The sequence below is a fragment of the Rhodococcus erythropolis R138 genome (genome assembly GCF_000696675.2).
GTDB lineage: Bacteria > Actinomycetota > Actinomycetes > Mycobacteriales > Mycobacteriaceae > Rhodococcus_F > Rhodococcus_F erythropolis.
Genome location: NZ_CP007255.1, coordinates 6077089 through 6104083, shown reverse-complemented (window position 1 = coordinate 6104083; position 26995 = coordinate 6077089). Strand labels below are relative to the sequence as shown.

The window sequence follows — 26995 nt, the reverse complement described above, 5'->3', positions numbered from 1 at the left end:
CTCGACTCTACAGATGTAGAGGAGCCTCATGTTACTGGACGAAGAGCAGTTGGCGGCACATGAAGCCCTCGATGCACTGCGAGCCCGGATATCCGGCGGTGAGGTCGGCGGAGGGATCTACCTCTGGGGTAGCGTCGGCCGCGGTAAGACGATGCTCATGGACGAGTTCTACGAGAGCATTCGAGTTGGCAAGCGGCGCATTCACTTTCATCGGTTCTTTGCAGATCTGCACTCTCGGGCGCACGAACTCGGGTCGATGGGCGCGGCACTGGACCACGTCGTCGACGGAATCCGCGTGCTCTGTTTCGACGAGTTCCACATCGACGACGTCGCCGACGCCATGTTCATGGCAAGGGTTCTCGACACAATCGTCGCGAAAGGTGTGACTGTTGTTGTCACGTCCAATGTCCCGCCGACCGATCTTCTTCCGAATCCGCTTTTTCACGAGCAGTTCGTTCCGTCGATCGAGTTGATCGAGCGGACTCTCGAGGTGATCGAATTGGGTGGCTCCGTCGACTATCGGACGGCGGGTCAGCCAGGTGCCGGGGACTACCGTTTTGCGACAGGGGAATTCCTCGTCGGCCAGGGAATCACGTGGCCTTCGGGCGAAAGTGTCGAATTCACGATAGGCACGCGCACATTGGAGTGCTCGGCGATTCGAGACGGTGTTGTCTGGTTCGACTTCGAGGTGCTGTGCGCTGGTTCGACCTCGGCTGCCGACTATCTCGAGCTTGCCTCCCGCTTCGACGACTGGGTGATCTTCGGAGTACCGGTGCTCGCCGAAGCTTCGGAATTTGCCCTTCGCCGTTTCGGAAATGTCGTCGATGTTCTCTACGACGTCGATGCGCGACTGACGGTGTATGCCGCTGCCGGTGTGGAGGACGTTGCGGGCAGTCTTCGGGACGTTCCCGGATTGGCGCGCCTCTACAGTCGTCTGTCGTTGCTCGCGAGGACGGAGATGGACAGCGTCAGCTGAGGGGCAGCGTCAATTCCAGGTGAGGCCGCCGGTCGCGGCGCTGGGCGTGAGCCCGAACATGCTGTGGCAGATACGGTTGAGATGGGCGCTGTCGGTGAAACCGGCCTCGTGTGCACTGGTTGTCAGGGTTGCGCCACTGCTCATCACTTCCATGGCACGTCGTAACCGTAACCAGCGGATGTAGGTCGAAAAGCTCATCTGCAGTTGATCGTTGAAGATTCTTCCCAGCCGTCCGGGCGAGATGGAGACCAGGGCGGCGATGTCCGTCAGTGTGACCTGCCCCGAGATTCTCTCGGGAAGTAGCGTCAGGGCATGCTCGAGGGCCGGGTGAAGAACGCCTAAGGTCGACGCCTTTTCGTGTTCGGATAGTGAATCGATCAGCCTCGCTGCGTATTCCAGATCCGAATCAGCGCCGCGGTCCGTCATCGCTACTGCGGTCTGCCCACGGTCCGACCAGTCGGCCACACCACCGCGGCCCGGCTCCGGTGGCCTGATGCGCAGACCCATCCCGGTGGTGGAGTCAATGTAGATCGCCCGTCCCCGCGCACCCTCGGAGGCGGACAACGCGTGGACCGCCCCGGATGGAATGACCACGGACCGCACGACTTCACTGTGGCCGTCCCCGTCCGTGACCGTGACGTCCCCGTCGTCGATGATCATGATCTGAACAGCGGCGTGCGAATGCATGTGCGCGGATCCCACTGCGCCGGTGAACATGAGAATTCCGGGCTGCATGTGGACGGCGCCGGACCAGGTCATGTCGGAAATCATAGTGACGACCCTGACAGAGCTCGGGGTCCGGTCATCCTCCGGTAGGACCGAGCTCAGTCCGAAGATCGTGCGCTGGGCCGATGTGTTCGCGAGGGGTTCACGAGAAGGTGGAATCATGAACAACGCACAAGCACCCGCAGTCCTGTCGGTCCACGCGCTGGGCAAGTCGTACGGCGACGTTCCGGTGCTCCGAGGTGTATCGCTGGAAGTGCGCGCCGGTACTGCCACGGCCATCATGGGTCCTTCAGGATCGGGGAAGTCGACACTGCTGCATTGCATGTCAGGAATCGTCAAGCCTGACTCGGGAGCAATCTTGCTGAGCGGCAGGCATATCGAGAACCTCGGTGAGAACGACCGCAGCCGGCTCCGACGGGAGTCGTACGGGTTTGTTTTTCAATCGGGCCAACTGTTGCCGGAGCTTCCGGCGATCGAGAATGTCGCGCTGCCTCTCGTACTCAACGGGTTGTCCATCGCAGAAGCCAAGCGGACGGCACACGGCTTCTTCGCGCCCTTGGGGCTGGATGGGCTGCAGGATCGTCGCCCGGGTCAGATGTCGGGTGGGCAGTCGCAACGTGTCGCGATTGCGCGAGCGTTGGTGACCAAACCCGCCGTTCTCTTCGCGGACGAGCCGACCGGTGCCCTCGACGCGCAGACGAGTTGGGAAGTGATGAGGGTGTTGCGTGATTCGGCTCAACAGATCGGTTCTGCGTTGGTCGTCGTCACTCACGATGCCGAAGTCGCTCGGTGGTGTGATCGCACGATGATGATGCAGGCCGGTTCGCTCGTCGGGACACAGGTGGCGGCATGAAGGCCACAGCGCGCGTTGCATTGATGACGGTGCGAGGTGAAGGGCGAAAGGCCTTGAGTACCTTCGCGCTCCCAGTGTCCGCATTTGCCGCCTCGACGACGTTGTTGCTGACGGTGCTCGGCGGCTACGGTGCATTCGCGGGCAGATCGAGCGAACCCGAAGCCGAGGCGTACCTAGCGCTCGCAGGGGTTGCTTCGGTGTTGATGATCGTTCCAGCCGTCACTCTCGGTCTGGCGGCGGCCCGCTTGGGCGCGCGCCGTCGCGACGAACGACTTGCCTCGCTCCGACTCATCGGATCCACCCCTCGCCAGATCGTTGCGCTGTGCGCTGCGGAATCGGGTATCCAGGGCTTGGCCGGTGCGTTGATCGGTGTGGTGGGATACCTCCTCGCGTTGCCGCTCGTAGCTCTCTTGAGATTTCAAGGTCGGACATTCGAGTGGAGTGAGCTTTGGGTAGGCGCGCTTCCGCTGGTGGGCATCGTATTCGGAATGACCATCCTGGCTGCTTTGACGTCGATGCTCGGGATGCGCCAGGTGTTCGTGAGCCCGTTGGGCGTCACGGCGGGCAATCCCAGCGCCGCACCGAAGATGATCTTCGCTGTGGCTGGGGTGGGGGTTCTTGTGGGATGGAGTGCATTCGGGGGCTCCGCGGCAAGCATCGCGGCAATCCTGGTGGGCCTTGGTCTCTGCTTCGGCGTTGTTGCGTTGGTCGGTCCGTTCGTCATTTCGCTGCTTGGACGGATCATGCTCAAATGCGCCAAAGACGGTGCTTCACTGATTGCGGCGCGTCGGGTCCTGGATAATCCGAAGGCTGTGTGGCGCACGGTCAGCGGTGTGACGATGGCCAGCTTCGTTGCCGCAGGCACATCTCTCCTCGCCGCGATAGGCAACGGGGAGGGACAGGATTTGCAGCCAGGGCAGGAGTTCCTGTTCGCGGACATGAGAACCGGGGTGTTGTTCACTCTCGGAGCAACATTCACGTTGGCTGCCATCTCGTCTGCGCTCACCCAGGTATCCGGGATCCTCGACAACCGTGAGCTGTATCGGAGTCTGACTTTGGCCGGCACACCTGTCGAGGTGATGGACAGCGCCCGCATGAGGCACGTTCGCACTCCCGTGGTGGTGATGGCACTGGCCGGCGCCGGCGCTGCACTGCTGTTCCTCTTCCCGCTGGCAGGGGCAGCCGTATTGACCACTCCGATGGCGCTGGTTCAGTTGGGTGTCACCCTGGCTGTGGGGATCGCGTTGGTGTTGGCCAGTGCGTTTGCAGCCAAGCCCGTCATGCGACGGGTACTCGCGGGCTGAATCTCCACCGATCGTCCGTCAGTTCTGTTTCCGGAACGGTTCGGCCAACTGGCCGATGTAGTCGTCCGGGTAGTCGGGTTTGGCCGCCATTCCGAGATCGTCACTGCTGAAGCGCTTTTCCGGATCGAAAGAATAAGTGCGGAACAGGTGATCCCAGATCAGAGTGAACAAACCGAAATTGACGTCACCGATTCCCGCCCACTTCAGGTGATGGAATCGGTGGCCGGCGTTGAGGGCGAGTATCGGATGCAGGGGGCCGATGCGGTAATCGGCATTCGAATGCTGAAGCAGGAGTTGGACAGCGACACAAACCGCGAGCGCCGAGGCAACTGGAACGGGCATCCCGAGGAGGATCAGTGGCAGGACGCCACCGGCGGTTTCGAAAGTCTGATGCACGGGGTGCTTCATCAGTCCGTTCATACCGTAGAACCGTTCGAGGCTGTGATGAACCGCGTGGAAACGCCACAACCATCCAACCTTGTGGCTGATCAAATGCACCACGGTGATGCCGAAATCGGCAACCAACACTGCGAAGACGACCTGAAGGACAAACGGAAGACCGCTCGGCCACAGCCCGTCGAACGGAATCACCGCGGCCATCAACGGGATTACCGCGACGCTGACCAAGATGAGGGATTCGTTGACAAACGCATGGACAGCGTCGCGAAACCTGTCCGGTCCCGGGGCATTCCACGAGGATTCGTAGGGAAGCGCCCGTTCGGCCGCGAAAGAGCAGGCCACTGCGAAGAGAATCAATGCCACCAGTGACCATTTCGGCGCGCCGGATGCCGCCAGCGCGATTGCGGCTCCGTTGATTCCCAAGAGCATGAACGGGACGTACCCGTATCTGACGATGAAGGTGAGCATGTGATCGATGGTGCTCGATGCCGGTGGCTCTCGACTTGTACGAATCGGTCGACTTTCAGTCAACCGAACAGGCGGTATCGCGTTACTTCGTCAGTACGGTGGCGAGTGCAGCGCTCAGATACGGAGTGATGTTCTCGACGACCCGCGTCACGATCGCAGTGGCAACGTCGGCGGGTTGCAGTGGCACCGACGGCGTCTGCGGCAATGCCGGGGGAGCAGGCGGAGCGGGCTCGGACATCATCGGCGTATAGGTGTTGTGCTTCGTGAAGTAGCCGAAGACCGAATCCACGAACACCTCGGGCGCATCACGCGGCTTGGGCATGTTGCAGATGCCGTCACCCTCGATGCAGACTTCCTGCACTGCGATGTCTCCGAATCCACCGCGTGCTCCGGACATCGTCGCTCCCGGAACGACATTGGGCACTACGGTTTCGATGCCCCCGGCCGAGTTGCGAGGGTCGGCGTAGAGGACGCCTTCGACTTGCGACTGCGGAATGGATCCGTCGCGTGCGATGTCACCGAGAACGTCGCCGGCAATACGCGCTCCCTGTGAGTATCCGGTGACGACGATCTCGCTGCCCGGGCACTGAGCGTGGAAAGCGTTGACTTCAGTGCGAAGCGTCTGGGCGCCGGCGGCAACGCTCTGGTCGTACGTCTGATCGCCGAGCGGCCAGAAGCTGGCGGGGTAGGTCACCGGCTTGGAGGCGTAACCCTGGGCCACGTAGCGGTCGGTGACGGGTTGCGTCGTTTGTCCCGTCGGATCCCACGTTCCGCCGACCGCGAATACCGCACCGGCAGGGCACGACCCACTGTCATTCGGGTCCGCTCCGGCAGGCACCGACATCACAAGAGTCACCCCCGCTGTGACTGCAACCGTGCATGCCACTGACATCGCGTATTTCCTCATCGGGCCTGTCCCCATCTATCTACGTTCTCGTTCACTGGCGAGACAACCCGCGGTCCGACGCGTTTCGTTCGGTACTGAAGAGAATGGTGATGGGGCGATAAGTCCTGGAGGTAATCCGTGCGTAAACAGGAAGTTGCCGACCGACGCTGTTTGCTACCAGCGTGTGTGGCGCGTCACGGCGTCGGGACCTGCGGTGGGTGATCCGGTTCGAGGAGGGTTCCGATCGCCTTGCCCATCGGCACGGCGTTGTTGAGGTCCGCGTTGGTTGTCGGCCCGAGCGTGGCGTAGACGACGATCGTCGTCTTCGAGTCGGGGTAATAGAGCGCAAGCCCGTTGTAGCCGCCGTACGACGGGTTCATCACAAGCCAACCGTCGAGGTGCCCGGTCCCGAAGGAAAAGAACTTGTCCGCCGTCATACTTCCCAAGCCCGCAGTCGTCGGTGCCATCTGCTGCTCGAAAGCTTTGTCGGAGAGCAACTCTCCCGTTCCGAGTGCGCGCACCCACTTTCCGACGTCGGCGACAGGCGCGTTCATGTTTCCGCTGTGCAGGAAAGCCGTCGGATTCCAGAAAGTGGAGTCTTCGAATACTCCGCGTTCATTGGTGTAGCCGTGCAAAATCGGCTCGTCCATCTGCGACGTGAGCACAACGCTGCTGTGATCCATCCCGAGTGGATCGAAGACGCGCTGCTGAAGTAGGTCGCCCAGCGGTTTTCCAGTCGCTTTCTCCATGACGTCGCCGAGCAGCGTCAGGTCGCTGTGCGCGTACGCCCAACCGGTGCCGGGTTCGAACAGCGGTGGGCGGGAGTTGGCAAGATTCAGGATCTCCTGAGAAGTCCAGCCTTTCATCGGGTTGTCCGTGAAGAGTTTGAGGAACTGTGGATCGGTCACGTAGTCGGAGATGCCCGACGTGCTGTTGGCCAGCATTCGTGGAGTGATGGTCTCTGCGCGTGGAAAGTTCGGTTCCCACTTCGCGATCGGTTGATCGAGGGGAAGCGTTCCCTCTTCGTCGAGTTGCAGCAGAACTGTCGAGAGCATCGGTTCCATCGGCTGACCGACGCGCAACTGCATGTCGGTTGTCGCCGGAACTCCGATAGGGGACTCTCCGACGGCACCGAGAGCAATCTCGTCGTCGCCCCGCCACACTCCGAACACGGCGGCACTGAGGCCCAAGTCGGCCACTTGACGGCGGACGAGGTCCGCGATCTCGTTGGATTCCTGACTGCTCGCGGTGCTGGGAGATGCGCTGCTCGTGTTTGTTGCCGAGTCCTCGTCGGAACTGCACGCAGCGGTTGCAATGGCAAGGGTCAAGGCGATCGACAGAGCAGCTAGCCGCACCCGAGTGCGGTGGTGGGAGGAATTCATGCCTGCGATCCCTTCGATGTGGAAATCGAGCAACCGACGCCTAGCAATGTCCCAATTGACTGAATTTAGCGCAGTTCGAAGGGGGAGGGAACAGATTGACGGTTAGGGGTGACTGCTACTCCCAGTGCCTGATCACGTCAGTCCTCAGTCCGGCGTTGCGTCCGATTCCGCTCGTCGGTCCTGCGCTTGCTGGAGCTCGGCGTTGATGCGACGAGCCTCGGTGAGTTGGTCTTCGAGGATGATGATGCGGCAAGCCGCGTCGAGCGCCGTGCCGTTGGCTACGAGTTCGTGCGCGCGGGCCGCGATGCGCAGCTGGTACCGGGAGTAGCGGCGATGTCCGCCCTCAGAGCGTTGTGGGGTAAGCAGTTTCGCGGCATCGAGGCTACGAAGGAAAGCTTGCCTGACACCGAGGATCTCGGCCGCATGTCCCATGCTGTACGCAGGATAGTTCTCGTCGTCGAATCTGCCGGAGGGGTCCCCCGGTGGTGTATCTGCCGGAATGGCTCGCTTCTTTCGCTGAACGGACGGGGCCCCCGGCGCGAGGTGCGCCGGGGGCCGGATGGGGTTGAACTTACTTACATAACTGCATTCTTTCGAACTTCCGGACTCGCACAAGACATCCGGTAGCCGCTTTGAAGGGGGGTGCCGGGTCCGACTACACACTCACACACGAATTCGGCCCCGGCACGTCCCTGCCCTGCGGTACTGCTTGCGGGTAGTTCATCTCTCCCGCATCTCTTCACTCGTTCCTTGCTACGAGAAAAAAGATACAACAGCCTCGCGAGAATGTCTACCCTGACCGCTGTAGATATTTTGTTGCGAACTTTCTAGGTATCGGAGTTCAGGAACGGCCTGGTCACCGGGGGTGAGAGCGCTCCATGTGAGTCATGGGAGATGAATCTGGGACAATGCTCCGATGCGAAATACCCCGAAGTCCGAGTCGTTGTTGCGCGCCCGCGCGGAGAGGGAAGAGCGCACCGGCTCCTCCGAGCATCCCGCTGGTGGCGCGTCGAACCCCGGAGAGGACTCGTCGTCGTCCGAGCCGGGGGCACGCAGCGACAGCGTCACGATTCGGTCGGCTCGGTCCGAGCTCTCAACTCATGCCAGGGCAGTGGAAAGTATGCACGAGGCGATCCATCCTGATCGCGATTGAGGCAGTTGCCTGGTCGGGATGCGGGGGACTCCTTCATCCCGCTCACTGCAACGCACGACGGCCGCCGCACTCCCGAAAGTAGGGGAGTGGCGACGACCGTCGAGTTGGCAGAGTGCGTGCCTGGTGCTTGGACCTCAGGGCAGCAACTGGTCCAGGAAGGTGTTGCTGAAGACCTTGTGCGGATCCAACGCGTTGTATGCGGCGTTGGCGGTGTCCCAGTTGTCGCTCGATGGGACGCCGTCGCGGTAGGTCTGGGGGAGGCCCTGGGTGATGATCGGGGCGTCGGTGTACGGCTTGTCGGGGCCGAACGCCCAGCCTTTGGACCACTCGGGGCGGAAGGTGGCGTCGTTGTTGTTGTAGTGATTACGCATCCACTGTTCCATTTCGCGGTAGAACGCGAACATGCCGGGGGTTCCGGGGACGCCGAGGACGTTGAGCCAGATGGCGGTGTCCCATTCCGGATGGTCTGGGCGCGGGCGCATGGCCGAGATGGTGGGGGCGCCTGCCGAGTCGACCTCGACGTCCGAGGGTTGATCGAGGCCGCAGCAACGGATTTCGACGGGGCCGTTGAGGGGGAACTGTCCGATAGAGCGGTAGTACTCCATGCGGCCGTTGAACCACTGGGTGAAGTCGTGGATGACCTGGCCGATGTTGGCGCGGGAGGTGATGACGGCTCCGCCGCCCTCGGTCAGACGAAGGGTGGTGGCCCGGATGTAGAACTGGACGTCCTTGGACCATCCCCACAGGTCGTTGGAGAAGGTCGCGGCGAGTCCGGCAACGGTGGTGGCGTACATGATCTGCCCGAATGCCGGTGCGATGCCCGGGTTTCCGGCGTTGATCTGCCCGATCATGTCGGTGACCGGCTCCGGGAGGTTGTCGGAGAAGATGTAGTTGTAGGGCCCGGTCACCTCACGCGAGAACGGCGGCTTGGTGGGGGCAAGTGACCACACCTTCATCCACGGGCGTTCGGTGAAGGGGTACCAGATTGCTTCTGCGCGACCGTTTTCGCGGACGAACTTCTCGAAGGTGCGTCCGGACGCTCCGCGGGCACCGAAGAGTTCCTGCCAACCGATGTCGGTGTGGCTGACGCAGCGCATGCGGTAGTTGGGAGCGGCCTGCAAGGTCACGGAGGTGAGGAAGGTGCGTCCGAGGTGAGTCAGCAGCGGCTTGATCGCTGCATCGCTACGCGCGTACGTCTCGAGCGCGTACTCACTGCCGTTCCAGACCACTGCGGTCAGGGACGTGACGAGGTTGGAGAGGGAGCCGAAAGTCTGTCCGGGAACGTGTGCTTCGCCTTCGGCGGGGAGCGCTGCACCGTGCGCGTCGACGGCGAGGCAGCCGGCGATGGTCAACACACCTGGCGCCGGCAGGTTCGCGAACCCGAGGCCCTGTGCCTGCAGTGCGGTGGTGATGGCGTCGAGGGTCGCGCCGGGTCCTGCGGTGACGGTAGCCGGGCTGCCACCGGCGTTGACGGAGACGCCGGTGAGGTGGACCGTGGTGTCGGCGAGGATGACCTTGTCGACCGGCGCACCGTTGACGATGGTCAGCGGCGTCCAGCCGTGCATGGCACCGCGGGGACGAATGGTGTAGCCGTTGGCATGGCCCCAGTTGGCGAGGCGGACTACGTCTTCGGGCGTCTTGGGCGAACAGGTCCAGATCGCGTCGAGCATGATCTCTTTGGACCAGTTCTGATACGCCTGCTGGTACAGCGCGATGCCTTCGGGGAAGGCAGGCGGCGGTGTGAGGGTGGAGACAGGACCACCCGCGGAGCCGGAGGAGCCGGCGGGGACGGCGTAGGCCGGCGTCCAGCCGGCGAATGCGGTCGCTGCCACGGCGCCGGCTCCAGCGGCCATGAAACCTCGTCGGGACAGTCGGAACTTTTCGTCTTGTGCCGTCATCTTCGGGCTACTCCATCGGGTTCGAGAACTACGGTGAGTTCTAACAGGTGGGTATCAGACAGGTTGGTATCAGACAAGAGTGAGAACTACGTCAGCCAGGGCAGGAGCTTCGCGCTCCAGTACGGAAGCTGAGATCAGGAGTCGCCCATTGTCTTTCCAGATCTGGATACTCAAGTTCTCGCCGGGAAATACGACCCCGGCAAAGCGGGCCCGAAATCCGGCTACCCGACTGCTGTCGCCGTCGAGCATGGTATCCACTGCGGTCTTGCAGACCATTCCGTAAGTACACAGTCCATGCAGGATAGGCGCTGGAAAGCCTGCCGCGGAGGCGAATTGCGGATCCGAGTGCAACGGATTCCGATCACCACACATCCGGTACAGCAAAGCCTGCTGTGGAAGCACAGGCGTCACCACTGTCTCATCTGCTTCGCGATCCGGAAGCGTAATCGACTCCGACGGACCACGTTCACCCCCGAAACCACCCTCGCCGCGGGCGAAAATGGACGAGCGAGCTGTCCACAGCGGGTTGCCCTCGGCGTCGACCGTGACGGATTCCTGCACGATCACCGCGGCCTTGCCCTTGTCCCAGACCTCGGCGATTCGAGTTGTGGTGCGGCCACTTCCACTTGCCGGGATCGGCTGATGGACAGTGACTTCCTGGCTCCCGTGGACTACCTTCGCCAGATCGATTTCGACGCCGGGGAACGAGACCTTCGGCGCTTCGGTGGCGTGGAAGTTGGCGGCGACGGTGGCAAAGGTGGGTAGTACCTGAGGCTTTTCGTCGTCGAGGTATCGAAGCTCGTTCGGATCGAGCGGACGAGCACCTGCCCCTAGTGCCAGGTGGTAGTGCTGCACATCCGACGGGGTCCATGAGAACTCTTGTGGCGCAAGCTCGGCGCCGAGTGCGATCTTCGGATCAATTGGCATGGTCGACCGCCGTCTTTTCAGCTGCCGGTGCCTCGGTGCTCTCGGCCTTCTTCGCACGCTCGACGATGTCGAGTACTGCCAGGTAACCGAAAGTCATTGCGGGACCGATGGTCGCGCCTGGTCCGGCGTAGGTGTGGCCCATGACCGGAGCGCTCGCGTTGCCAGCGGCGTAGAGACCGTCGATGACGCTTCCGTCTTCGCGTAGTGCTCGGCCGTTGACGTCGGTGCAGATACCACCCTTGGTGCCGAGGTCACCCGGAACCATCTTGATGGCGTAGAACGGAGCCTTGCTGATTTCGGCGAGGCTGGGGTTCTTCAGTCGGGGATCGCCGTAGTACGCGTCGTAACCACTGTCACCGCGTCCGAAGTCCTCGTCCTTGCCGTTGCGTGCGAAGCCGTTGAACCGGTCGACGGTTTCGGTCAGCGATGCGACGGGAAGCCCTGTCTTCTCGGCCAATTCGGCGATGGTTCCCGCCTTGACCACGATGCCGGCCTTGAGCCAGCGGCCGGGGAAGGGGGAGCGGGGAGTGATACCGGCAAACGTGTAGCGGTTGCGGTAGCGCTGATCGAGAATCATCCACGTCGGGATGTTCTCGCCGACGCCTTCGCCCTGACCGTACTCGCCGCCGTACATCGCATGGGTTGCCTCGACGTACGGAGCAGCCTCGTTGCCGAAGCGCTTGCCCGACATGTTGACCATCATGCAGCCCGGGAGGGTGCGCTCGGAGAGAGCGAACCACGGTCCGCCGGTCAGCGGAATGGACGGGCCCCACCAGGCGTCGTCCATGAAATCGACTGCAGCGCCGACTTCTTGGCCTGCGCGGATGCCGTCGCCGGTGTTTGCCTTCGCACCGACGGTCCATTCGGTGCCGATGGGTGCGCGTTGGTACTTCTCACGCATTTCCTTGTTGTGCTCGAATCCGCCGGAACCCAACACAACTCCGTGGCGAGCGCGGATGACCTGCTCTTCGCCGTCGACGATGACGTTGACGCCGCGAACTGCGCCGTCTTCGGTGTACAGGGAGGTCAGGGGGGTGTTCAGCAGGATGGGTACTCCGGCGGACTGAAGTCCGAGTCGAATACCGGCGACCAGCGCCTGGCCGCGAACCAGCAGATCCTTCTTTGTGGCCTTGGCTGCGAGGAATCGCATGCCGACCTTCATGGCGCGCAGGGGTCCGCGAGGATTGCGCATCAGCAGGTTGAGCCACTTGTAGTCGGCCTGGGTGATGACGAAGTTCTTGGGGGCCTTGACGTAGTCGGGCTCGAGGTTCTTGCGGTCGGCGCCCAACTTGTTGCCGTCGAACGGGGTGGGCTCGACACTGCGGCCACCGAGGCGTCCGCCGGGAGCTTCCGGGTAGTAGTCGGAGTAGCCGGGCACCCACTGCAGTTCGAGAGGGCTGTTCTTCAGCACGAACGAGAGCATCTCGGGACCGCGCTCGAGATAGGTGTCGATGCGTTCGGGAGCGACGACGTCGCCGATGATGCTGTGCAGGTAGGAACGTGCGGCCTCCGGGGTATCGGTGACACCGTCCGCCTGAAGTGCCTCGTTGTTGGGGATCCAGACCCCACCACCGGAACGGGCGGTCGATCCGCCGTAGTGGGCGGCTTTCTCCACGATGACCACACTCAAGCCCTGGTGGGCTGCGGTCAAGGCCGCTGTCATACCTGCGGCACCACTGCCGACGACGACGATGTCGTATTCCTGCTTGCTCATGTAGAACACGTTATAGAATGATGGGGGTGTCAGTCCATGCTTTCTGCCAGGAAGTATTTCCGGACGTTGTCATTGATAACGAAACACGTTGCAGTGAGATTGAGGATGGTGCGGTGTGACCTGGGATACTTCGGTTGACGTCCTTGTGGTCGGGTTCGGTGTGGCGGGCGCCAGTGCGGCGCTCGAAGCGGTAGCGGCCGGTTCGTCGGTTTTGGCGATCGACCGAGCACTCGGTGGTGGTGCCAGCACGATTTCCGGAGGAATCTACTACGCCGGCGGCGGCACCGTGATTCAAAAGGAAGCCGGTGTCGAGGACAGTCCCGAAGCCATGCTCGCCTACCTGAACCGCGAGGTCGGTGACGCGGTGACGCCGCAGACTCTGCGCCGGTTCGTCGACGAGAGCCCGGCGTCGATCGACTGGCTGCGCAGTCACGGCGTGCCGTTCGAGGCCTCACTCTGTCCTTACAAGACGTCGTACCCGAGCAACAAGCACTACCTCTACTTCTCGGGTAGCGAATCTGCCGGCGGGTTCCGTGACATCGCAAAACCTGCTCCTCGCGGTCATCGTGCCAAGGGGCGTGGCACGTCGGGAAAGATGCTCTACGGCCCGCTCGCGAAGTCCGCGGAGGCCAAGGGCGTCCAGTTGCTCGGCCAGACGAGAGCGGACCGGCTGATCATCGAGGACGGCCGGGTGATCGGCGTCGAAGTACTGACTCTTCGTGACGCACCTGCCGGAGTTCGTCGCCGTCACGCGACGCTCGGATCTCTGTCCTCCAAGCCCGGCGTCTACGCGCCGCAGTTGCGCACGATTCTCGACGCACTCATCGCGAAGATCGAGAAGAAGCACGCTAAGCGGATTCGCATCCAGGCACGCGGCGGCGTGATCCTCAGCGCCGGCGGCTTCGTGTCCAATCGCGAGATGATGCGCACCCATGCCCCCGCCTACAAGGGCGGTATCCCGCTCGGCACCTCCGGGGACGACGGCAAAGGCATCAACCTCGGTATCGAAGCCGGGGGAGCCACGGACAAGCTCGGCAATGTTTCCGCCTGGCGATTCATCGTCCCGCCGAGTGCTTTTCTCGGTTCCATCCTGGTGGGTGAGTCCGGTGCGCGAATCGTCGACGAGTCACGTTACGGTGCCGCTCTCGGTCAGGCGATGGCGGAGAAGAGCAGCGGAATCGGTTGGCTGCTGGCAGATTCCGAACTCGTTCGCGAAGCGAAATCGCAGATCGGTGACCAGTCGATGTGGTTCCAGCGGGTACAGACCACCGGCATGATGCGTACTGCATTGCGTGGCAACACCATTGCCGAGGTCGCCCGTAAAGCGGGGATAGACGTCGCCGGCCTTCAAGCCACCGTCGACGCGCACAACTCCGCTGCCGCTGCCGGACAACCTGATCCGATGGGCAAACCGTCGGACTTCGTCAGGCCGATACTGTCTGCGCCGTTCACGATGTACGACGTCTCGATCAAGCCCAACATGATGAATCCGTGCCCGATGCTCACGCTCGGTGGATTGGTGGTCGACGAATCGTCCGGGATGGTGAAAAACGAGGCCGGGGAGGGTATCCCTGGCCTGTATGCCGCCGGCCGTACCGCCGTCGGTATCTGTTCCAACTCGTATGTGAGCGGCTTGTCGCTCGCCGACTGCGTGTTCTCCGGACGACGAGCCGGTCAGCATGCAGCCGCATTCTCCACAGTCGGAAAGGCCTGAACGATGCTCTCGACGCAGATCCGCGGCGAACTTGCCGACCATCTTGATTCGGCGGAACGGGATCGCGCTCCGATCAGCCCGCTGATCGCCACGTATCCGGACATCGACGTCGTCGACGCCTACGAGATCCAGCTCATCAACATCAGGCGTCGTGTTGCCGGTGGCGCAAAGGTGGTCGGACACAAGGTCGGGCTCTCGTCACTGGCGATGCAGCAGATGATGGGCGTCGACGAGCCAGATTACGGTCACCTGCTCGCCGAGATGGAAGAGTTCGAGGACCGTCCGGTCGACACGTCGCGCTTCTGCTTCCCACGCGTCGAGGTGGAGGTCGCCTTCATTCTGGGAGCAGATCTGCCGGGCGCCGGGTGCACCGAACAAGACGTCATCGACGCCACTGTCGCCTATGCGCCGTCCATCGAGTTGATCGACAGCCGGATCAAGGACTGGAAGATCGGCCTCTCGGACACCATCGCGGACAACGCGTCCTCCGCCGGGTTCATTCTCGGCAAGGAACGAGTTCGCCCGTCGGACATCGACATCAAGGCGATCGATGCGGTGCTGACCTGCAACGGCGAGCGGATTGCGGAGGGGCGCAGCGATGCGGTTCTCGGTAACCCGGTCACCGCTGTCGCGTGGTTGGCGCAGAAGGTCGACACGTTCGGAGTTCGGCTCAAGGCCGGCGACATCGTTCTGCCGGGTTCGTGCACGCGAGCGATCGACGCTCATCCAGGCGACAACTTCCGAGCCGAGTTCAGCGGCCTCGGTTCCGTCTCTCTTCAGTTCACGTAGGAGTAGTCATGACCAAGGCAAGTGTGGCGATCGTCGGATCGGGAAACATCAGTACCGATCTGTTGTACAAACTGCAGCGTTCCGAGTGGCTCGAACCGCGATGGATGATCGGAATCGATCCCGAGAGTGAAGGATTGGCGCGCGCCCGCAAGATGGGACTCGAGACCTCCGCCGAGGGCGTCGACTGGTTGCTGAACCAGGCGGAGAAACCGGACCTGGTCTTCGAGGCGACGTCGGCATACGTGCACCGCGAGGCAGCACCACGCTACGAGGCCGCCGGTATCCGTGCCATCGACCTGACTCCGGCCGCGGTCGGCCCGGCTGTGGTTCCGCCCGCGAACCTGCGTGAACACCTGGACGCACCCAACGTCAACATGATCACCTGCGGTGGGCAGGCAACCATTCCGATCGTCTACGCGGTATCGCGTGTCGTCGACGTGGCGTACGCCGAGATCGTCGCCTCCGTTGCATCGTTGTCCGCCGGCCCGGGAACTCGCGCGAACATCGACGAGTTCACCAAGACCACCAGCCGCGGTATCGAGACCATCGGCGGCGCACAGCGCGGCAAGGCGATCATCATCCTCAACCCCGCGGACCCGCCGATGATCATGCGCGACACAATCTTCTGCGCTATCCCCGAAGACGCCGATCAGGCCGCGATCACCGACTCCATTCACCGCGTCGTCAAGGACATCCAGCAGTACGTGCCCGGCTACCGGTTGCTCAACGAACCGCAGTTCGACAAACCGAGCGTCGTTTCCGGTGGCTATGCAACGGTCACCACGTTCGTCGAGGTCGAAGGCGCAGGCGATTTCCTGCCGCCGTACGCGGGCAACCTCGACATCATGACGGCAGCAGCCACCAAGGTGGGCGAGGAAATCGCCCAGAAGCTTCTGAGTGTGAAGGCATGAGCGACATGATTCATTTCGATTCGAGCTGGGACATCCGCGTCACCGACACGTCACTGCGCGACGGCTCCCACCACAAGCGTCATCAGTTCACCGTCGAAGAAGTACGAGCCATCGTCGGTGCGCTCGACGGAGCCGGAGTGCCGGTCATCGAGGTCACTCACGGCGACGGCCTCGGCGGGTCCTCCTTCAACTACGGCTTCTCGAAGACTCCCGAGCAGGAACTGATCAAAGCTGCAGTCGAGACGGCGACCAACGCGAAGATCGCCTTCCTGATGCTGCCCGGGTTGGGCATCAAGGACGACATCGTCATCGCGCAGGACAACGGTGCGTCCATCTGCCGCATCGCAACTCACTGCACCGAGGCCGACGTATCCATCCAGCATTTCGGCCTCGCGCGTGAGCGCGGACTCGAAACAGTCGGATTCCTCATGATGGCTCACTCGATTCCGCCGGATAAGCTGGCCAAGCAGGCTCGCATCATGGCCGACGCGGGTTGCCAGTGTGTGTACGTGGTCGACTCGGCCGGCGCGCTGGTACTCGAGCAGGTATCCGATCGCGTCGAGGCGCTGGTTCAGGAACTCGGCAATGACGCTCAGGTCGGCTTCCACGGCCACGAGAACCTGGGCCTGGGCGTCGCCAATTCCATTGCGGCAGTTCGTGCGGGAGCCAAGCAGATCGACGGTAGTACCCGTCGGTTCGGTGCCGGCGCCGGCAACGCCCCGGTCGAGGCCTTCGTCGGTGTTTGCGACAAGATCGGCGTCAAGACCGGTATCGACTTCTTCGCCATCGCCGATGCAGCCGAAGATGTTGTGCGCCCGGCAATGCCGCAGGAATGCCTGCTCGATCGTCAAGCACTGATGATGGGCTACGCCGGCGTGTACTCGAGCTTCCTCAAGCATGCCGAGCGTCAGGCCGAGCGGTATGGAGTGTCGTCCGCGGAACTGTTGGTGCGCGCAGGCAAGCGCAAGTTGGTCGGCGGCCAGGAAGATCAGTTGATCGACATCGCGCTGGAACTCCAGCGCGAAGCAGCGGCTTCCTAGGCCATGGCAGACGTACTGGCCGGAAAAGTGGCCTTGGTGACCGGCGCGTCCTCAGGGTTGGGGCGCGCCGTCACCGAGATCCTCCACCGCAGGGGCGCACAGGTTTTCGGTATCGCCCGTGACAAGGAAAAGCTGCGGCAGTCGATGGTCGAGGTGGTCGGCACGGACGGTGAGCGTCGTTACGCAGCGACGGACGTCTCGGATTCTGCTCAGTGTGATGTGGCCGTGCAAGCGTGTGTCGACGCGCTCGGTGGTATCGACATCCTCGTCAACGTGGCGGGATCGCACTCGCTTCGTCATACGGCGGATATTGCGGATTCCGAATGGGCACATGACCTTGCGGTCAATCTGAACGGACCGTTCTTCCTTTCCCGCGCAGCACTGCCGCACTTGCTGGACCGGGGCGGCAACATCGTCAACGTCTCCTCGATCGCGGGGCTGGAAGGGCAGGCGTACTCGGCTGGGTACTGCGCTGCCAAGCACGGACTCATCGGACTGACCCGTGCGATGGCGATGGAGTTCACCGGAAAATCTCTGCGTGTCAACGCAATCTGCCCCGGCGGCATGATGACTCCTCAAGTCACCGGATTCACCTTCCCCGACGGAGTCGACTTCGATCTCGTCATGAAGGTTGCGTCGCCGCGTGGCTTGATGGAAGCCGAGGACGTTGCGAAGATGGTGGCTTTCGTGGCCTCCGACGACGCCTCGGCGATACACGGGGCCGTCTACTCGGTCGACAACGGAAAAATGGCATGAACCCGTTGGTCTCGGGACCGATCTTCCAGATCTGCTGGGTGGTCGAGGACATCGAGGCTGCCGAACAGGAGTTCACTCGGCAGTGGGGAGTGGAGCGGTGGCTGCGTATGCCAGGCATCGTCTTTGGCCCCGAGACCACAACGTATCGCGGGGAGCCCGCGGACTATGTCGTGCACGTGTCGATCGGATATGCGGGCAGCCAACAGCTCGAGCTGATCCAACCAGTATCCGGACGCAACCTGTACACGGAATTCCTGGAGACTCACGGCGTCGGAGTTCATCACATGGCTTGGGTTCCAGACGATTACGAGGCGACGTTGCTAGAGGCCGAGCGTCGCGGAATGTCGGTGGTGCAACAAGGTCGGGTAGAGGGCGCCGGCATGGAGTTCTCCTACCTCGATGCCGGGCCATTGGGTGGATACGTCGAGTTGATGAAGCTCTCACCCGAGATCCGGTTGATGTTCGCTTCGCTCATTCCTGATTGACGGCAAACACTTTTGCGAAGTAGTCGGAAACGTTCTCCGGGTGACCGCGGAATCCGAGGTAGCCGTCGGGGCGAATGACCAGCGCCGCCGTGCCTTCGACCCCATACGCGGCGCATAGCTGCGAGTCGTTGTCCTCGATGATAGGCACCAACGAATCGACGGTCACGGTTCCCGGTGGCACTATCGCGTAGACGTCCAACATGCCGTGCGCTGATCGAATGGCGGCGTCGGCGACCTTCTCGAGGCTGTTGATGCTCTCTGTGGATCCGTCCGAAGTCAGCAGTAACGTGTGGTCGACTCCGGACAGCAAGTCGAACAACCGAATTGGATACTGCACACCGTCTCGGCGCATTCCGCGTGCATCGGGTGCACGCTCGCCCGGTTGGACGTGTGGACTCGAAGAATCACGCCCGGTGTTCAGTGGACTCTCCGAGTAGTCGATCAACAATTGAGCCTGGCGCCGCATTGCCGTGTCGATGGAGGACTCTCCCGAACCGATTCCTTCTCGAGCATTTCGGACGGTCATCCCAACGACTTCTTCACCGACCGGCCGTCTTTCGGCGTCGTAGGTCTCGAGAAGATCTGTTGTTGCAACGCCTTTGACGGCGAGCGCTACCTTCCATGCGAGATTGTGGGCGTCCTGGATCCCGGTGTTCATGCCCTGCGCGCCAGTCGGGGGATGGATGTGCGCGGCGTCGCCGGCGACAAAAACCCGTCCGCGACCGTAAGCGTCGACGATGCGGTGGCTGATGCGGAAGACCGAGGACCATCGCAGCATCGAGGCGGTTGTCGGTTCTGGGGACAGTCTGTCGAGCACGGCCTGGATGTGATGGAGTTCAGGTGTCTTGCCGGTTGAAAAACCGTGTTGTACAGAGGCTTTGTTCGACGATTCGTCCGGCATCAAATCGTCCGGAACGAGCATCGACATGCGGTACCGCTTGTGTCCGGGAAGTGGGATGCAGACGAGTAGGTCGTCGGTGGTTCCGTCGTCGGTGGTGTGGTCGGCGCGGACGGAGTAGCCGCTGGGGATCGACCAGTCGACTTCGACGTCACCGAGCATGTAGCTTTCCGCAAACGCGCCGCCCTCGAAGCTCAGGCCAAGCCCTTTGCGGACCACGCTGTGAGCGCCGTCGGAACCCACCAGATACTGGACATTCACGGTGCTGCCGTCGCTGAGTGCGCAGGTGACGGCGCCGTCGGATTGTTCGAATGCGGTGAGACCGACTCCGCGTTCGACGGTTGTCCCCAGCTCGGCGAGTCGCTCGGTGAGGATGCGCTCCGTCGAGTACTGGGGGAGGCAGAGGAACCAGTAAGGAACGTCCTCGGGGAGGGTGAGGTCGACGCGGGCGACCTCGACGCCGTTCGTGTACATGATCTGACCGCGCATCAGTGTCGAGGCGTCGAGTGCATGGCGGAGCACCCCCATGTTCTCGAAAAGTTCGAGAGTGCGTGGCTGAATCCCGACGGCTTTCGCGTATTGCCGCGGTTCGTCGAGGGGGTCGACTATTCGACAGGAGATGCCGCGTCTGCGCAGCTCGATCGCGGTGGTCAAACCGATCGGGCCGGCGCCCGCTACCAATACGTCGGTATCCATGAGGACCCACTCACGTCGGGGACAGTCGGTCATTTCAGTATGGGTAAGCGAACTTCTGTTTTGGGGAAATTGACCCTAATCGGACATTTTGGGGGTTTCCTGCATGGATCGAAGATCGTGGGAAGATCGCGAGGTGAGGGCAGACGAGTTGCATCATGAGCCGCCGGGGTACCGCTGCCCGTTCTGTCGCTACGCGCTCGGTGAGTTCGACGAGTACAACGCGTCGACCGACCTCGTCGCCCGAACCGACAATGTAATTGCTCGGATTTCCCCGAAGTGGTGGCCGGACAACCCTGGCCACGTACTTGTGTCACCGATCGAACACTTCGAGAATCTCTACACTTTGCCCACGAGCGTCGGGCACTCGGTGTTCGACCTGGTTCAGGCTGTGGCTGTTGCAATTCGTGAAGAATACGGCTGTGACGGTGTCTCGACCAGGCAGCACAACGAACCGGCGGGCAACCAGGACGTCTGGCACCACCACGTCCACGTATTTCCGCGCTACGAGGACGATCGCCTGTACTCCCGGCATGGCGAGGCTGCATACGTTTCACCCCAAGCTCGAGCGCCTTTCGGTGCACTTTTGCGCCCTCGGTTCCTCGAATTCTGATCCAATACGCACTCGGCCGAGTGCTGGGGCAGGCGGAGGAACAGGGTAGTGAATTCGCGAAATGGCCATTTCCGCGTAGGCGTCAGCGTATCGGCTCGAGATCACCTGGCGTCCATGTCTGGTCGAAGAATGGCTTGCCAGGGCCGTAGAGACGAAGGATCACGAAGTAGCCCTTTCCCGGCAGAGTTCGGAGCCAGTTCGTCTCGTCTGCAGCGTTCGGCTTGGTCGGCCCGAAGTAGATGTCGTGTGACCCGTCGGGGTTGATCGTTGGTTTGTCCATCGTGTTGACCGAGGGGAAGGGTTGTCCGTTGTCGAGGCCGGACGCGGTGACGCTGTCGTAGAGAGCAACTGACCAGAAAAGCGCCGCGGGCAAGTCCGGAGGTAGATGAAGTGAGTACGAGTTCCCCCCGTCCAACCAGTTTCCTTCGGAATCTTTCATGGTCGCCGGGTACTTTGCGCCCTTGTCGACGATGTTCACGACCATGCCAGGTGAATTGGAGTACGCCGCAGTGAAGAACGCACCGCGCTGCTCGAGATTCGTGAATGTGCCGCTCGATTGGAACTCGGTATTCTCGCCGGCGAAAGTGTTGACCCACGGTTGATTTGGATAGTAGGTGCCCCCCGGTTCGAGCGCCAGCAAGCTGGTCACGGTCACCTTGGACATCTTGAATGCTGTGCGAGCGGCCTTGTCGAGAAGTTCTCGGTCGTCAGGAGTGGGATCGAATGCTTTTCCCTTTTCGATTCCGAGTGTGTGGAGAAAGCCGCGCAGGTCAAGGTCATAGGGGTCCACGGCCTCGCTCTGGATGAACCTGTCGAGCATCTCGAAGTAGGTGCCGTCCTGTGGAAAGAGCATGTTGCATTCCACCCCTGAAGCGCGAGGGAACTGCATGGGTAACGCGCCGTCCTTCTGTCCGAGGGGATAGATGACGGTGCTCTCGATCCGGTTGACAGCGGGAGACAAATCGGCGGGATCGGCGAAGAACGCACGCCAGAAAAGGAATACGTTGTTCGTGCGTGAGCGGTAGATGTATCCCTCGGCCGGTTCCGGCCCGGAGTACCCGGGTGGCAGCAGCACGTATGTCGCACCGGATCCGGCGTCGGGCCCCGCCAAGCCGACATCACCTTTCCAAGTGTGTCCCTCGATAGTGGGGCCGACGATCGGACGTTGCCAGAAGTCGTCGAAAATCCCCTGGACTCCCGCCGGGGCCTCGACGACCAAAGGGCCGTATTTGTCGAGATCGAGATATCCCATGGCATAAACGACGTCGAAGTTCGGGGTTGTCACGAGAGTCTTTGCATCGATTCGGTTTTGCCATATCGGGAGGACGTTGTATCCGGCACCGAACGTCGATTCCGAACCCTCTTTCATCGCCCAGATGTTGATCGCCGGCAATGACCACAGATAGCTCTGTACGGCTCGTTGGAACACCAACTCGTTTCGCAACGAGATCGAAGTCTCGCGAGTCGGGAATCCGGTCTCGAACTTCGAGTCCGCCAAGTCGTCGTAGTGCCCCATCGTCGATCCTCTCGCTCGGTCGCGGCGTGGCAGTGCGCGCCGACTTCGACCACACAATCACGGTTGGAGCGCTGGGGGATCGCCCGTCAAGGATGAGAACTGCGCTCTGGCGAGCGGATCGACCGGGGATTCCGAAGGCGACACCCGGCCCTCCCCGAGCTTCCGGCGTGTACAAATCAGCATGTTTGTAGAACTTTTACCTTCAAAATCGTTGACAAAAGACCGCAATTTGTCCACTCTCTATACATAGATGTTGTTTGTGTCGCGGGTTGCCGCGCAGGACGCACTCACTGATCCGAACGAGAACTGGAGAATTCGATGGCGGCGTTGGTGTACACCGAGCCAGATGGTCGGCCCGCAACTTGGAGAGACCGGAAACGCTACTTATGGCTGTTGGCGCTGATTCCGTCATCGGCAACTTTCATCGCCGTGGGGCTTGTTACCGCCACCGGATGGAATGTCTTCTGGTGGACCGGCCCACTGATTGCGTTTGCTCTCATTCCCGTCATCGACATCCTTGCGGGTGAGGACGGGAAGAATCCGCCCGACGAGGTGATCGACGAACTCGAGAACGACCGCTTCTACCGGTGGTGCACCTACGCCTATCTGCCGCTGCAGTACACGGCCTTCTTCCTGTCCTGCTACATCTGGGCGCGTTGGGATTTGAGTGTTCTCTCCAATATCGGGCTCGCAGTGACGATCGGCGTGACGGCCGGAATCGGCATCAACACCGCCCACGAACTCGGGCACAAGAAGGAGAGCGTCGAGCGCTGGTTGTCCAAAATCGTTCTCGCACAGAGCGCTTACGGCCACTTCTACCTCGAGCACAACCGTGGCCACCATGTTCGAGTGTCGACTCCGGAAGATCCGGCTACCTCGCGCTTCGGTGAGACCCTCTACGGTTTCTGGCCGCGCAGCGTCGGCGGGGGATTGAAGTCGGCGTGGCATCTCGAGAAGACCCGTTTCGAGCGTTTGGGCACCACACACTGGAGCATCAAGAACGACGTGCTCAACGCCTGGCTCATGTCTGTAGTCCTGTTCGGTGTCGCGCTTGCAGTATTCGGGATCGGCATTGCGCCGTACCTCGTGATCCAGGCCTTCATCGGGTTCTCGTTACTCGAAGCGATCAACTACCTCGAGCACTACGGACTCCTACGTCAGAAAACCGCAAGCGGACGGTACGAGCGATGCACGCCGGCACACAGCTGGAACAGTGATCGCATCTGCACCAACGTCTTTCTCTACCACCTGCAGCGGCACAGCGATCATCATGCGAATCCGACACGTCGCTACCAGGCGCTTCGCAGTATGGAAGAGGCCCCTCAGCTCCCGAGCGGCTACGCCAGCATGATCATGCTCGCAACAGTCCCACCCCTGTGGCGCAAGGTGATGGACCACCGCGTTCTCGAGCACTACCGAGGCGACATCACCCAGGTCAACATCGCGCCGAAGAAGCGCGCCAAGATCCTCGCGGCCTACGGGGTGAATGCATGAACGCCTACATCTGCCCGATCTGCGACTACACGTACACCGAATCGACAGGCGCTGCGCGAGAGGGTTTTCCGCCAGGTACCGCGTGGTCGAGTATCCCGGACGACTGGTGCTGCCCCGACTGCGGCGTCCGCGAGAAGGTCGACTTCACGCTCGTCGCGCAATCCTGATCGAACTATTCACAGGCGAAAGGAAAACCGATGTCCGAGACTGCCACTGCTTACAAATTGTTCCGCTGCCTCCAGTGCGGGTTCGAATACGACGAAGCGATCGGCTGGCCCGACGACGGTATCGAGCCGGGCACTCGCTGGGACGAGATTCCCGAGGACTGGTCCTGCCCTGATTGTGGTGCTGCCAAAGTCGATTTCGAGATGGTCGAGGTGGACCGCTGATGACAGCGGTCAGTGAGCCCGACACCCGGACCGTGGTGATCGTGGGCACGGGCATCGCCGGTTCCGGTGCTGCGCAGGCCCTACGCAAGGAAGGGTTCGGCGGCAGCATCATCCTGATCGGCAGCGAAACGGAGGAGCCGTACCGACGTCCGGCACTGTCGAAGGAACTACTGTCCGGGAAAGCGTCGATCGATCGGGTTCGGTTGCGGCCGTCGACTTTCTGGAACGAGCAGGGTATCGACCTTCGGATCGGCGTGACTGTCACGAGAATCGACACAGATTCCCGCACCATACATTTAGCCGACGGTGACGGCGTCGACTACGACGTTCTGATTCTTGCCACGGGTGGACGGTCCCGACGGTTGACCGCGGAAGATTCCGAGCGCGTTCACTATCTTCGGGATATCGCAGACATGCGACGCTTGCAATCCCAGCTGATCGAAGGATCCTCGCTACTGGTGGTCGGCGGTGGCTTGATCGGATCGGAGGTGGCATCAACGGCACGTGACTTGGGTTGCAGTGTGCAGGTTCTCGAAGCGCAACCGCTGCCCCTGTCCAGGCTGCTTCCACCGTCGATAGCGGAGAAGATCGCCGCGCTGCACAACTTGGCCGGCGTCGCCTTGCAGACGGGGGTCGACCTCGAGACGCTGACGACAGGTGTCGACGGTGTCACCGCACGTGCGCGTGACGGGCGTGAGTGGACTGCGGACTTGGCCGTCGTCGCAATCGGATCCTTGCCCGATACCGATGTGGCTGCTGCTGCGGGTATTGCGGTGGACAACGGGATTTCGGTCGACCGATACCTCCGGACCTCCGTCATTGATGTGTACGCGATCGGCGATGTGGCCAACGTGCCCAACGGTTTTCTCGGCGGCATGCACCGTGGTGAGCACTGGAACACTGCGCAGGACCACGCAGTTGCAGTTGCCAAGACCATCGTCGGGAAGGAAGAACCCTTCGAATCCGTCCCATGGAGTTGGTCGAACCAATTCGGCCGCAACATTCAAGTAGCTGGTTGGCCAGGCGCGGACGACACCGTGATTGTTCGAGGAGACTTGGACTCCTATGACTTCACTGCGATCTGCATGCGCGACGGAAATATCGTCGGTGCTGTGAGCGTGGGCCGGCCGAAGGACATTCGCGCCGTCCGAACCCTTATCGAACGCTCCCCGGACATCAGCGTCGACGTACTCGCCGATTCGAACAGGGATCTGACCGAACTTGCGGCGGGTCTTGTCGCCTTACCGGTGCTCTGAGTTCGTGACTTCTGTTGCTTGCGTGTCCACCGTTTTGACACCGAGCACGGGCGATGGAAATCTTCCCGATATGTCCACCGCTCGTGCCCGTGTCCCGTACCACGAGGCAGCTCGTCAACTCCTCCGTGCGTCAGCGCTCGACGCCACACGCGAACTCTTGACCGAGAAATCGTGGAACGACATCACGATGGCGCATATCGCGGAAGCTGCGGGTATGAGCCGGCAGACGTTGTACAAGGAGTTCACGTCTCGCCAGGGATTGGCGTCCGGATACCTCATCCGGTTTGTCGACGAGTTTCTCGAAGAAGTGGAACGCGAAGTAACGCTGCATCATTCGGATCCTCGTGGCGCGGTCTCGGCTGCATTTCGTGCCTTCTTCGACGCCGGTGCCCGGGATCCGATGGTGGTCAGCATTGTCGGTCCCCGGCCGCAGCACGACCTGCTGAGTTTGGTCACCACTGACGGGACTCCGCTGCTCGAACATGCGAGCGCGAGGTTGGCCGAGATCTTCATGACCAGTTGGGCGAACGTCGACCGCATCCATGCCGAGATGTTCGGCAGCACGATAGTGCGTCTGGCGATCAGTCACGTGACGTTGTCTTTCGGTACCCCCGATCAGATCGCCGAGAACCTGGGGGAGATGTTCGGGCCGTTCCTCGATCAGGTCATCGGTTCGGGCACAGTCGAACCGAACTGAGCCGACAGGATCGATACGGTTTCCGGGCTAGGACGGAAGTTCGATCGAGCGGATCGCCGTAGTTCTTTGGTGGGAAATATCGTCGTTATGTGTGAATCCGCGTCTCACTTCTCGGTAGCGTGCCGGGCGTAGATCGAGGTGCGATCCGCAGGGGGTGGCTCTCGTGAATTTCCGTCAACGGTGGAGGAATTCGAAGATGAAGAGCCGCAACAAATCTCGAGTGATGTCGACAGTCGCGCTAGTTGCAACATTTGTCATGGCCGGTGCAGGTGTGGCAATTGCCGACGAATCATCGTCAGGGTCTTCCGGCAGCGGATCGCTCGGTTCCTCCGGTGCGGCAGCGGTTGATCCGTTGACCTTCGACGGTTGGGGCACGTGCCCGATCGAGGATCTCGAGGTGACGACGTGCGACAGCGTCGTAGTTCGCGGAGGGACCATGAAATTGGGCGCACTTTCGGTGCCGATCCCGGACGGAAGCCTCAAGGTTGCGGGCGGAGTGAAATACGCGACCCAGCCGGACAACAGTTTCATCGAGACGTTCGTCGCCAAGCAGGACGGGTCCAACGGGGTCTATTCCAATCCGATTTCGGTACCCGGAGGTGCTCTCGGGATCGATACTCCGCTGGGACTGACTCAGATCAGCGCGACGGTGGAATCGGTGGGAGTCCCGGATCTGAAGGTTCTCGAGCAGGAACTCACCATGCCTGTTCGATTGAAACTGTCTAATCCCTTGCTCGGTGACGATTGCTACATCGGTTCGGTTTCGAATCCGATCAACCTTCACCTGACCACAACCGGAAACCCTCCGTCGGAACCTATCGGTGAGTTCCCCGGTGCAGTGTTCCCGGCAGTCCCACATTCGGATGCGGTGTTTGCGGCGCCGGGAGCCAGCGGGTGTGGACCGCTGGGTGCGCTCAACTGGGCCGTGAATCTACGCGGGGGAGTGCCGGCGGCCAGCGGAAAGAACTCTCTCACCACGTCGAGCGACGTCTACGCGGTGGCTGCACGAAAGGTGCGACCGCCTGCCTGACGGACGCGCAGGCGCTGGAACGTAAAAC

27 protein-coding genes are annotated in these 26995 nt (G+C 61.7%); 17 read left to right on the top strand and 10 right to left on the bottom strand.

Annotation, left to right across the window (positions count from 1 at the left end; translation table 11 throughout):
* Window positions 1–28 precede the first annotated feature (28 nt).
* Window positions 29–976, top strand: coding sequence for a cell division protein ZapE (gene zapE, locus H351_RS27985; RefSeq protein ID WP_029254450.1), 948 nt, complete (start codon window positions 29–31; stop codon window positions 974–976).
* Between the two features lie 9 nt (window positions 977–985).
* Here the strand turns inward: zapE and H351_RS27980 are convergent, their stop codons facing one another.
* Window positions 986–1735 carry a helix-turn-helix domain-containing protein gene (locus H351_RS27980; RefSeq protein WP_029254451.1) on the bottom strand — a complete coding sequence of 250 codons (750 nt, stop codon included), beginning with the start codon at window positions 1733–1735 and terminating at the stop codon, window positions 986–988.
* Between H351_RS27980 and H351_RS27975 the strand changes: the two genes are divergently transcribed.
* Both H351_RS27975 and H351_RS27970 read left to right on the top strand, forming a co-directional pair.
* Window positions 1710–2555: an ABC transporter ATP-binding protein gene (locus tag H351_RS27975; RefSeq protein WP_029254452.1), complete on the top strand. Its 846-nt coding sequence runs from the start codon at window positions 1710–1712 to the stop codon at window positions 2553–2555. The two genes, H351_RS27980 and H351_RS27975, sit on opposite strands and share 26 nt — an antisense overlap.
* The gene (locus tag H351_RS27970) at window positions 2552–3859 is read left to right on the top strand and encodes an FtsX-like permease family protein (RefSeq protein WP_020906135.1); all 1308 of its coding nucleotides are present in this window, start codon (window positions 2552–2554) and stop codon (window positions 3857–3859) included. Before H351_RS27975 ends, H351_RS27970 begins: the two co-directional genes overlap by 4 nt.
* Window positions 3860–3877: 18 nt before the next feature.
* Here the strand turns inward: H351_RS27970 and H351_RS27965 are convergent, their stop codons facing one another.
* The 4 genes from H351_RS27965 to H351_RS27950 form a co-directional block, all read right to left on the bottom strand.
* The gene (locus H351_RS27965; protein ID WP_029254453.1) at window positions 3878–4726 is read right to left on the bottom strand and encodes a sterol desaturase family protein; all 849 of its coding nucleotides are present in this window, start codon (window positions 4724–4726) and stop codon (window positions 3878–3880) included.
* A gap of 82 nt (window positions 4727–4808) precedes the next feature.
* Window positions 4809–5618, bottom strand: a complete 810-nt coding sequence (locus H351_RS27960) for a PE-PPE domain-containing protein (RefSeq protein ID WP_020968420.1) — start codon at window positions 5616–5618, stop codon at window positions 4809–4811.
* 188 nt (window positions 5619–5806) lie between these two features.
* Window positions 5807–6994 carry a serine hydrolase domain-containing protein gene (locus tag H351_RS27955; protein ID WP_021342855.1) on the bottom strand — a complete coding sequence of 396 codons (1188 nt, stop codon included), beginning with the start codon at window positions 6992–6994 and terminating at the stop codon, window positions 5807–5809.
* A gap of 144 nt (window positions 6995–7138) precedes the next feature.
* Entirely contained in the window at window positions 7139–7426 is a 288-nt protein-coding gene (locus H351_RS27950; protein WP_020906139.1) for a MerR family transcriptional regulator, read from the bottom strand.
* A gap of 484 nt (window positions 7427–7910) precedes the next feature.
* Here H351_RS27950 and H351_RS31925 point away from each other — a divergent pair, with 484 nt between their 5' ends.
* Window positions 7911–8147, top strand: a complete 237-nt coding sequence (locus H351_RS31925) for a hypothetical protein (protein WP_133727708.1) — start codon at window positions 7911–7913, stop codon at window positions 8145–8147.
* A gap of 134 nt (window positions 8148–8281) precedes the next feature.
* Here H351_RS31925 and H351_RS27945 read toward each other — a convergent pair whose 3' ends face one another.
* The 3 genes from H351_RS27945 to kstD form a co-directional block, all read right to left on the bottom strand.
* Entirely contained in the window at window positions 8282–10045 is a 1764-nt protein-coding gene (locus H351_RS27945) for a cholesterol oxidase substrate-binding domain-containing protein (protein WP_020906140.1), read from the bottom strand.
* A 69-nt stretch (window positions 10046–10114) separates the two neighbouring features.
* Window positions 10115–10972 (bottom strand): MaoC/PaaZ C-terminal domain-containing protein, encoded by an 858-nt coding sequence (locus H351_RS27940; RefSeq protein ID WP_003945880.1) that lies wholly within the window; start codon window positions 10970–10972, stop codon window positions 10115–10117.
* On the bottom strand, window positions 10962–12686 hold the full coding sequence (gene kstD / locus H351_RS27935; RefSeq protein ID WP_181881548.1) for a 3-oxosteroid 1-dehydrogenase: 1725 nt from the start codon (window positions 12684–12686) through the stop codon (window positions 10962–10964). The genes H351_RS27940 and kstD overlap by 11 nt, the downstream gene beginning before the upstream one ends.
* 115 nt (window positions 12687–12801) lie before the next feature.
* Between kstD and H351_RS27930 the strand changes: the two genes are divergently transcribed.
* The 6 genes from H351_RS27930 to H351_RS27905 are packed head-to-tail and all read left to right on the top strand — an operon-like array spanning window position 12802 to window position 18381.
* Window positions 12802–14400, top strand: coding sequence for an FAD-binding protein (locus tag H351_RS27930; RefSeq protein WP_029254455.1), 1599 nt, complete (start codon window positions 12802–12804; stop codon window positions 14398–14400).
* 3 nt (window positions 14401–14403) lie between these two features.
* Window positions 14404–15189, top strand: coding sequence for a 2-keto-4-pentenoate hydratase (locus H351_RS27925; RefSeq protein ID WP_003945480.1), 786 nt, complete (start codon window positions 14404–14406; stop codon window positions 15187–15189).
* 8 nt (window positions 15190–15197) lie between these two features.
* Complete coding sequence (locus H351_RS27920; RefSeq protein WP_019746894.1) at window positions 15198–16100, top strand: acetaldehyde dehydrogenase (acetylating); 903 nt, start codon at window positions 15198–15200, stop codon at window positions 16098–16100.
* Window positions 16097–17140 carry a 4-hydroxy-2-oxovalerate aldolase gene (gene dmpG, locus H351_RS27915; RefSeq protein WP_029254456.1) on the top strand — a complete coding sequence of 348 codons (1044 nt, stop codon included), beginning with the start codon at window positions 16097–16099 and terminating at the stop codon, window positions 17138–17140. The genes H351_RS27920 and dmpG overlap by 4 nt, the downstream gene beginning before the upstream one ends.
* Window positions 17141–17143: 3 nt before the next feature.
* Window positions 17144–17896, top strand: a complete 753-nt coding sequence (locus tag H351_RS27910; protein WP_029254457.1) for an SDR family NAD(P)-dependent oxidoreductase — start codon at window positions 17144–17146, stop codon at window positions 17894–17896.
* On the top strand, window positions 17893–18381 hold the full coding sequence (locus tag H351_RS27905; protein WP_020906146.1) for a VOC family protein: 489 nt from the start codon (window positions 17893–17895) through the stop codon (window positions 18379–18381). Before H351_RS27910 ends, H351_RS27905 begins: the two co-directional genes overlap by 4 nt.
* On the opposite strand, the gene H351_RS27900 is transcribed toward H351_RS27905, so the two are convergent.
* Window positions 18368–19975 (bottom strand): FAD-dependent monooxygenase, encoded by a 1608-nt coding sequence (locus H351_RS27900; protein ID WP_029254458.1) that lies wholly within the window; start codon window positions 19973–19975, stop codon window positions 18368–18370. The genes H351_RS27905 and H351_RS27900 overlap by 14 nt on opposite strands.
* A gap of 103 nt (window positions 19976–20078) precedes the next feature.
* Here H351_RS27900 and H351_RS27895 point away from each other — a divergent pair, with 103 nt between their 5' ends.
* Window positions 20079–20585, top strand: coding sequence for an HIT family protein (locus H351_RS27895; RefSeq protein ID WP_229757008.1), 507 nt, complete (start codon window positions 20079–20081; stop codon window positions 20583–20585).
* 82 nt (window positions 20586–20667) lie between these two features.
* Here the strand turns inward: H351_RS27895 and H351_RS27890 are convergent, their stop codons facing one another.
* Window positions 20668–22101 carry a DUF1254 domain-containing protein gene (locus tag H351_RS27890; RefSeq protein ID WP_020968429.1) on the bottom strand — a complete coding sequence of 478 codons (1434 nt, stop codon included), beginning with the start codon at window positions 22099–22101 and terminating at the stop codon, window positions 20668–20670.
* A 318-nt stretch (window positions 22102–22419) separates the two neighbouring features.
* Between H351_RS27890 and H351_RS27885 the strand changes: the two genes are divergently transcribed.
* The 6 genes from H351_RS27885 (at window position 22420) to H351_RS27860 (ending at window position 26967) form a co-directional block, all read left to right on the top strand.
* Window positions 22420–23595 (top strand): alkane 1-monooxygenase, encoded by a 1176-nt coding sequence (locus H351_RS27885; RefSeq protein ID WP_029254461.1) that lies wholly within the window; start codon window positions 22420–22422, stop codon window positions 23593–23595.
* Window positions 23592–23762, top strand: coding sequence for a rubredoxin (locus H351_RS27880; protein ID WP_020906150.1), 171 nt, complete (start codon window positions 23592–23594; stop codon window positions 23760–23762). The genes H351_RS27885 and H351_RS27880 overlap by 4 nt, the downstream gene beginning before the upstream one ends.
* A gap of 30 nt (window positions 23763–23792) precedes the next feature.
* Window positions 23793–23984: a rubredoxin gene (locus H351_RS27875; RefSeq protein ID WP_007734094.1), complete on the top strand. Its 192-nt coding sequence runs from the start codon at window positions 23793–23795 to the stop codon at window positions 23982–23984.
* Entirely contained in the window at window positions 23984–25240 is a 1257-nt protein-coding gene (locus H351_RS27870; protein WP_029254462.1) for an NAD(P)/FAD-dependent oxidoreductase, read from the top strand. Before H351_RS27875 ends, H351_RS27870 begins: the two co-directional genes overlap by 1 nt.
* 70 nt (window positions 25241–25310) lie before the next feature.
* Window positions 25311–25937, top strand: coding sequence for a TetR/AcrR family transcriptional regulator (locus H351_RS27865; protein WP_007734097.1), 627 nt, complete (start codon window positions 25311–25313; stop codon window positions 25935–25937).
* Window positions 25938–26133: 196 nt separating this feature from the next.
* Window positions 26134–26967 carry a hypothetical protein gene (locus tag H351_RS27860; protein ID WP_029254463.1) on the top strand — a complete coding sequence of 278 codons (834 nt, stop codon included), beginning with the start codon at window positions 26134–26136 and terminating at the stop codon, window positions 26965–26967.
* The last annotated feature ends 28 nt before the right edge of the window (window positions 26968–26995 follow it).

What these genes read in the sequence shown, in the direction of transcription:
- zapE (WP_029254450.1), top strand. Translation starts at nt 29, where the DNA reads ATGTTACTGGACGAAGAGCAGTTGGCGGCACATGAAGCCCTCGATGCA.
- H351_RS27975 (WP_029254452.1), top strand. Translation starts at nt 1,710, where the DNA reads ATGTGGACGGCGCCGGACCAGGTCATGTCGGAAATCATAGTGACGACC.
- H351_RS27980 (WP_029254451.1), bottom strand. Translation starts at nt 1,735, where the DNA reads ATGACCTGGTCCGGCGCCGTCCACATGCAGCCCGGAATTCTCATGTTC.
- H351_RS27970 (WP_020906135.1), top strand. Translation starts at nt 2,552, where the DNA reads ATGAAGGCCACAGCGCGCGTTGCATTGATGACGGTGCGAGGTGAAGGG.
- H351_RS27965 (WP_029254453.1), bottom strand. Translation starts at nt 4,726, where the DNA reads ATGCTCACCTTCATCGTCAGATACGGGTACGTCCCGTTCATGCTCTTG.
- H351_RS27960 (WP_020968420.1), bottom strand. Translation starts at nt 5,618, where the DNA reads ATGTCAGTGGCATGCACGGTTGCAGTCACAGCGGGGGTGACTCTTGTG.
- H351_RS27955 (WP_021342855.1), bottom strand. Translation starts at nt 6,994, where the DNA reads ATGAATTCCTCCCACCACCGCACTCGGGTGCGGCTAGCTGCTCTGTCG.
- H351_RS27950 (WP_020906139.1), bottom strand. Translation starts at nt 7,426, where the DNA reads ATGGGACATGCGGCCGAGATCCTCGGTGTCAGGCAAGCTTTCCTTCGT.
- H351_RS31925 (WP_133727708.1), top strand. Translation starts at nt 7,911, where the DNA reads ATGCGAAATACCCCGAAGTCCGAGTCGTTGTTGCGCGCCCGCGCGGAG.
- H351_RS27945 (WP_020906140.1), bottom strand. Translation starts at nt 10,045, where the DNA reads ATGACGGCACAAGACGAAAAGTTCCGACTGTCCCGACGAGGTTTCATG.
- H351_RS27940 (WP_003945880.1), bottom strand. Translation starts at nt 10,972, where the DNA reads ATGCCAATTGATCCGAAGATCGCACTCGGCGCCGAGCTTGCGCCACAA.
- kstD (WP_181881548.1), bottom strand. Translation starts at nt 12,686, where the DNA reads ATGAGCAAGCAGGAATACGACATCGTCGTCGTCGGCAGTGGTGCCGCA.
- H351_RS27925 (WP_003945480.1), top strand. Translation starts at nt 14,404, where the DNA reads ATGCTCTCGACGCAGATCCGCGGCGAACTTGCCGACCATCTTGATTCG.
- H351_RS27920 (WP_019746894.1), top strand. Translation starts at nt 15,198, where the DNA reads ATGACCAAGGCAAGTGTGGCGATCGTCGGATCGGGAAACATCAGTACC.
- dmpG (WP_029254456.1), top strand. Translation starts at nt 16,097, where the DNA reads ATGAGCGACATGATTCATTTCGATTCGAGCTGGGACATCCGCGTCACC.
- H351_RS27910 (WP_029254457.1), top strand. Translation starts at nt 17,144, where the DNA reads ATGGCAGACGTACTGGCCGGAAAAGTGGCCTTGGTGACCGGCGCGTCC.
- H351_RS27905 (WP_020906146.1), top strand. Translation starts at nt 17,893, where the DNA reads ATGAACCCGTTGGTCTCGGGACCGATCTTCCAGATCTGCTGGGTGGTC.
- H351_RS27900 (WP_029254458.1), bottom strand. Translation starts at nt 19,975, where the DNA reads ATGGATACCGACGTATTGGTAGCGGGCGCCGGCCCGATCGGTTTGACC.
- H351_RS27895 (WP_229757008.1), top strand. Translation starts at nt 20,079, where the DNA reads ATGGATCGAAGATCGTGGGAAGATCGCGAGGTGAGGGCAGACGAGTTG.
- H351_RS27890 (WP_020968429.1), bottom strand. Translation starts at nt 22,101, where the DNA reads ATGGGGCACTACGACGACTTGGCGGACTCGAAGTTCGAGACCGGATTC.
- H351_RS27885 (WP_029254461.1), top strand. Translation starts at nt 22,420, where the DNA reads ATGGCGGCGTTGGTGTACACCGAGCCAGATGGTCGGCCCGCAACTTGG.
- H351_RS27880 (WP_020906150.1), top strand. Translation starts at nt 23,592, where the DNA reads ATGAACGCCTACATCTGCCCGATCTGCGACTACACGTACACCGAATCG.
- H351_RS27875 (WP_007734094.1), top strand. Translation starts at nt 23,793, where the DNA reads ATGTCCGAGACTGCCACTGCTTACAAATTGTTCCGCTGCCTCCAGTGC.
- H351_RS27870 (WP_029254462.1), top strand. Translation starts at nt 23,984, where the DNA reads ATGACAGCGGTCAGTGAGCCCGACACCCGGACCGTGGTGATCGTGGGC.
- H351_RS27865 (WP_007734097.1), top strand. Translation starts at nt 25,311, where the DNA reads ATGTCCACCGCTCGTGCCCGTGTCCCGTACCACGAGGCAGCTCGTCAA.
- H351_RS27860 (WP_029254463.1), top strand. Translation starts at nt 26,134, where the DNA reads ATGAAGAGCCGCAACAAATCTCGAGTGATGTCGACAGTCGCGCTAGTT.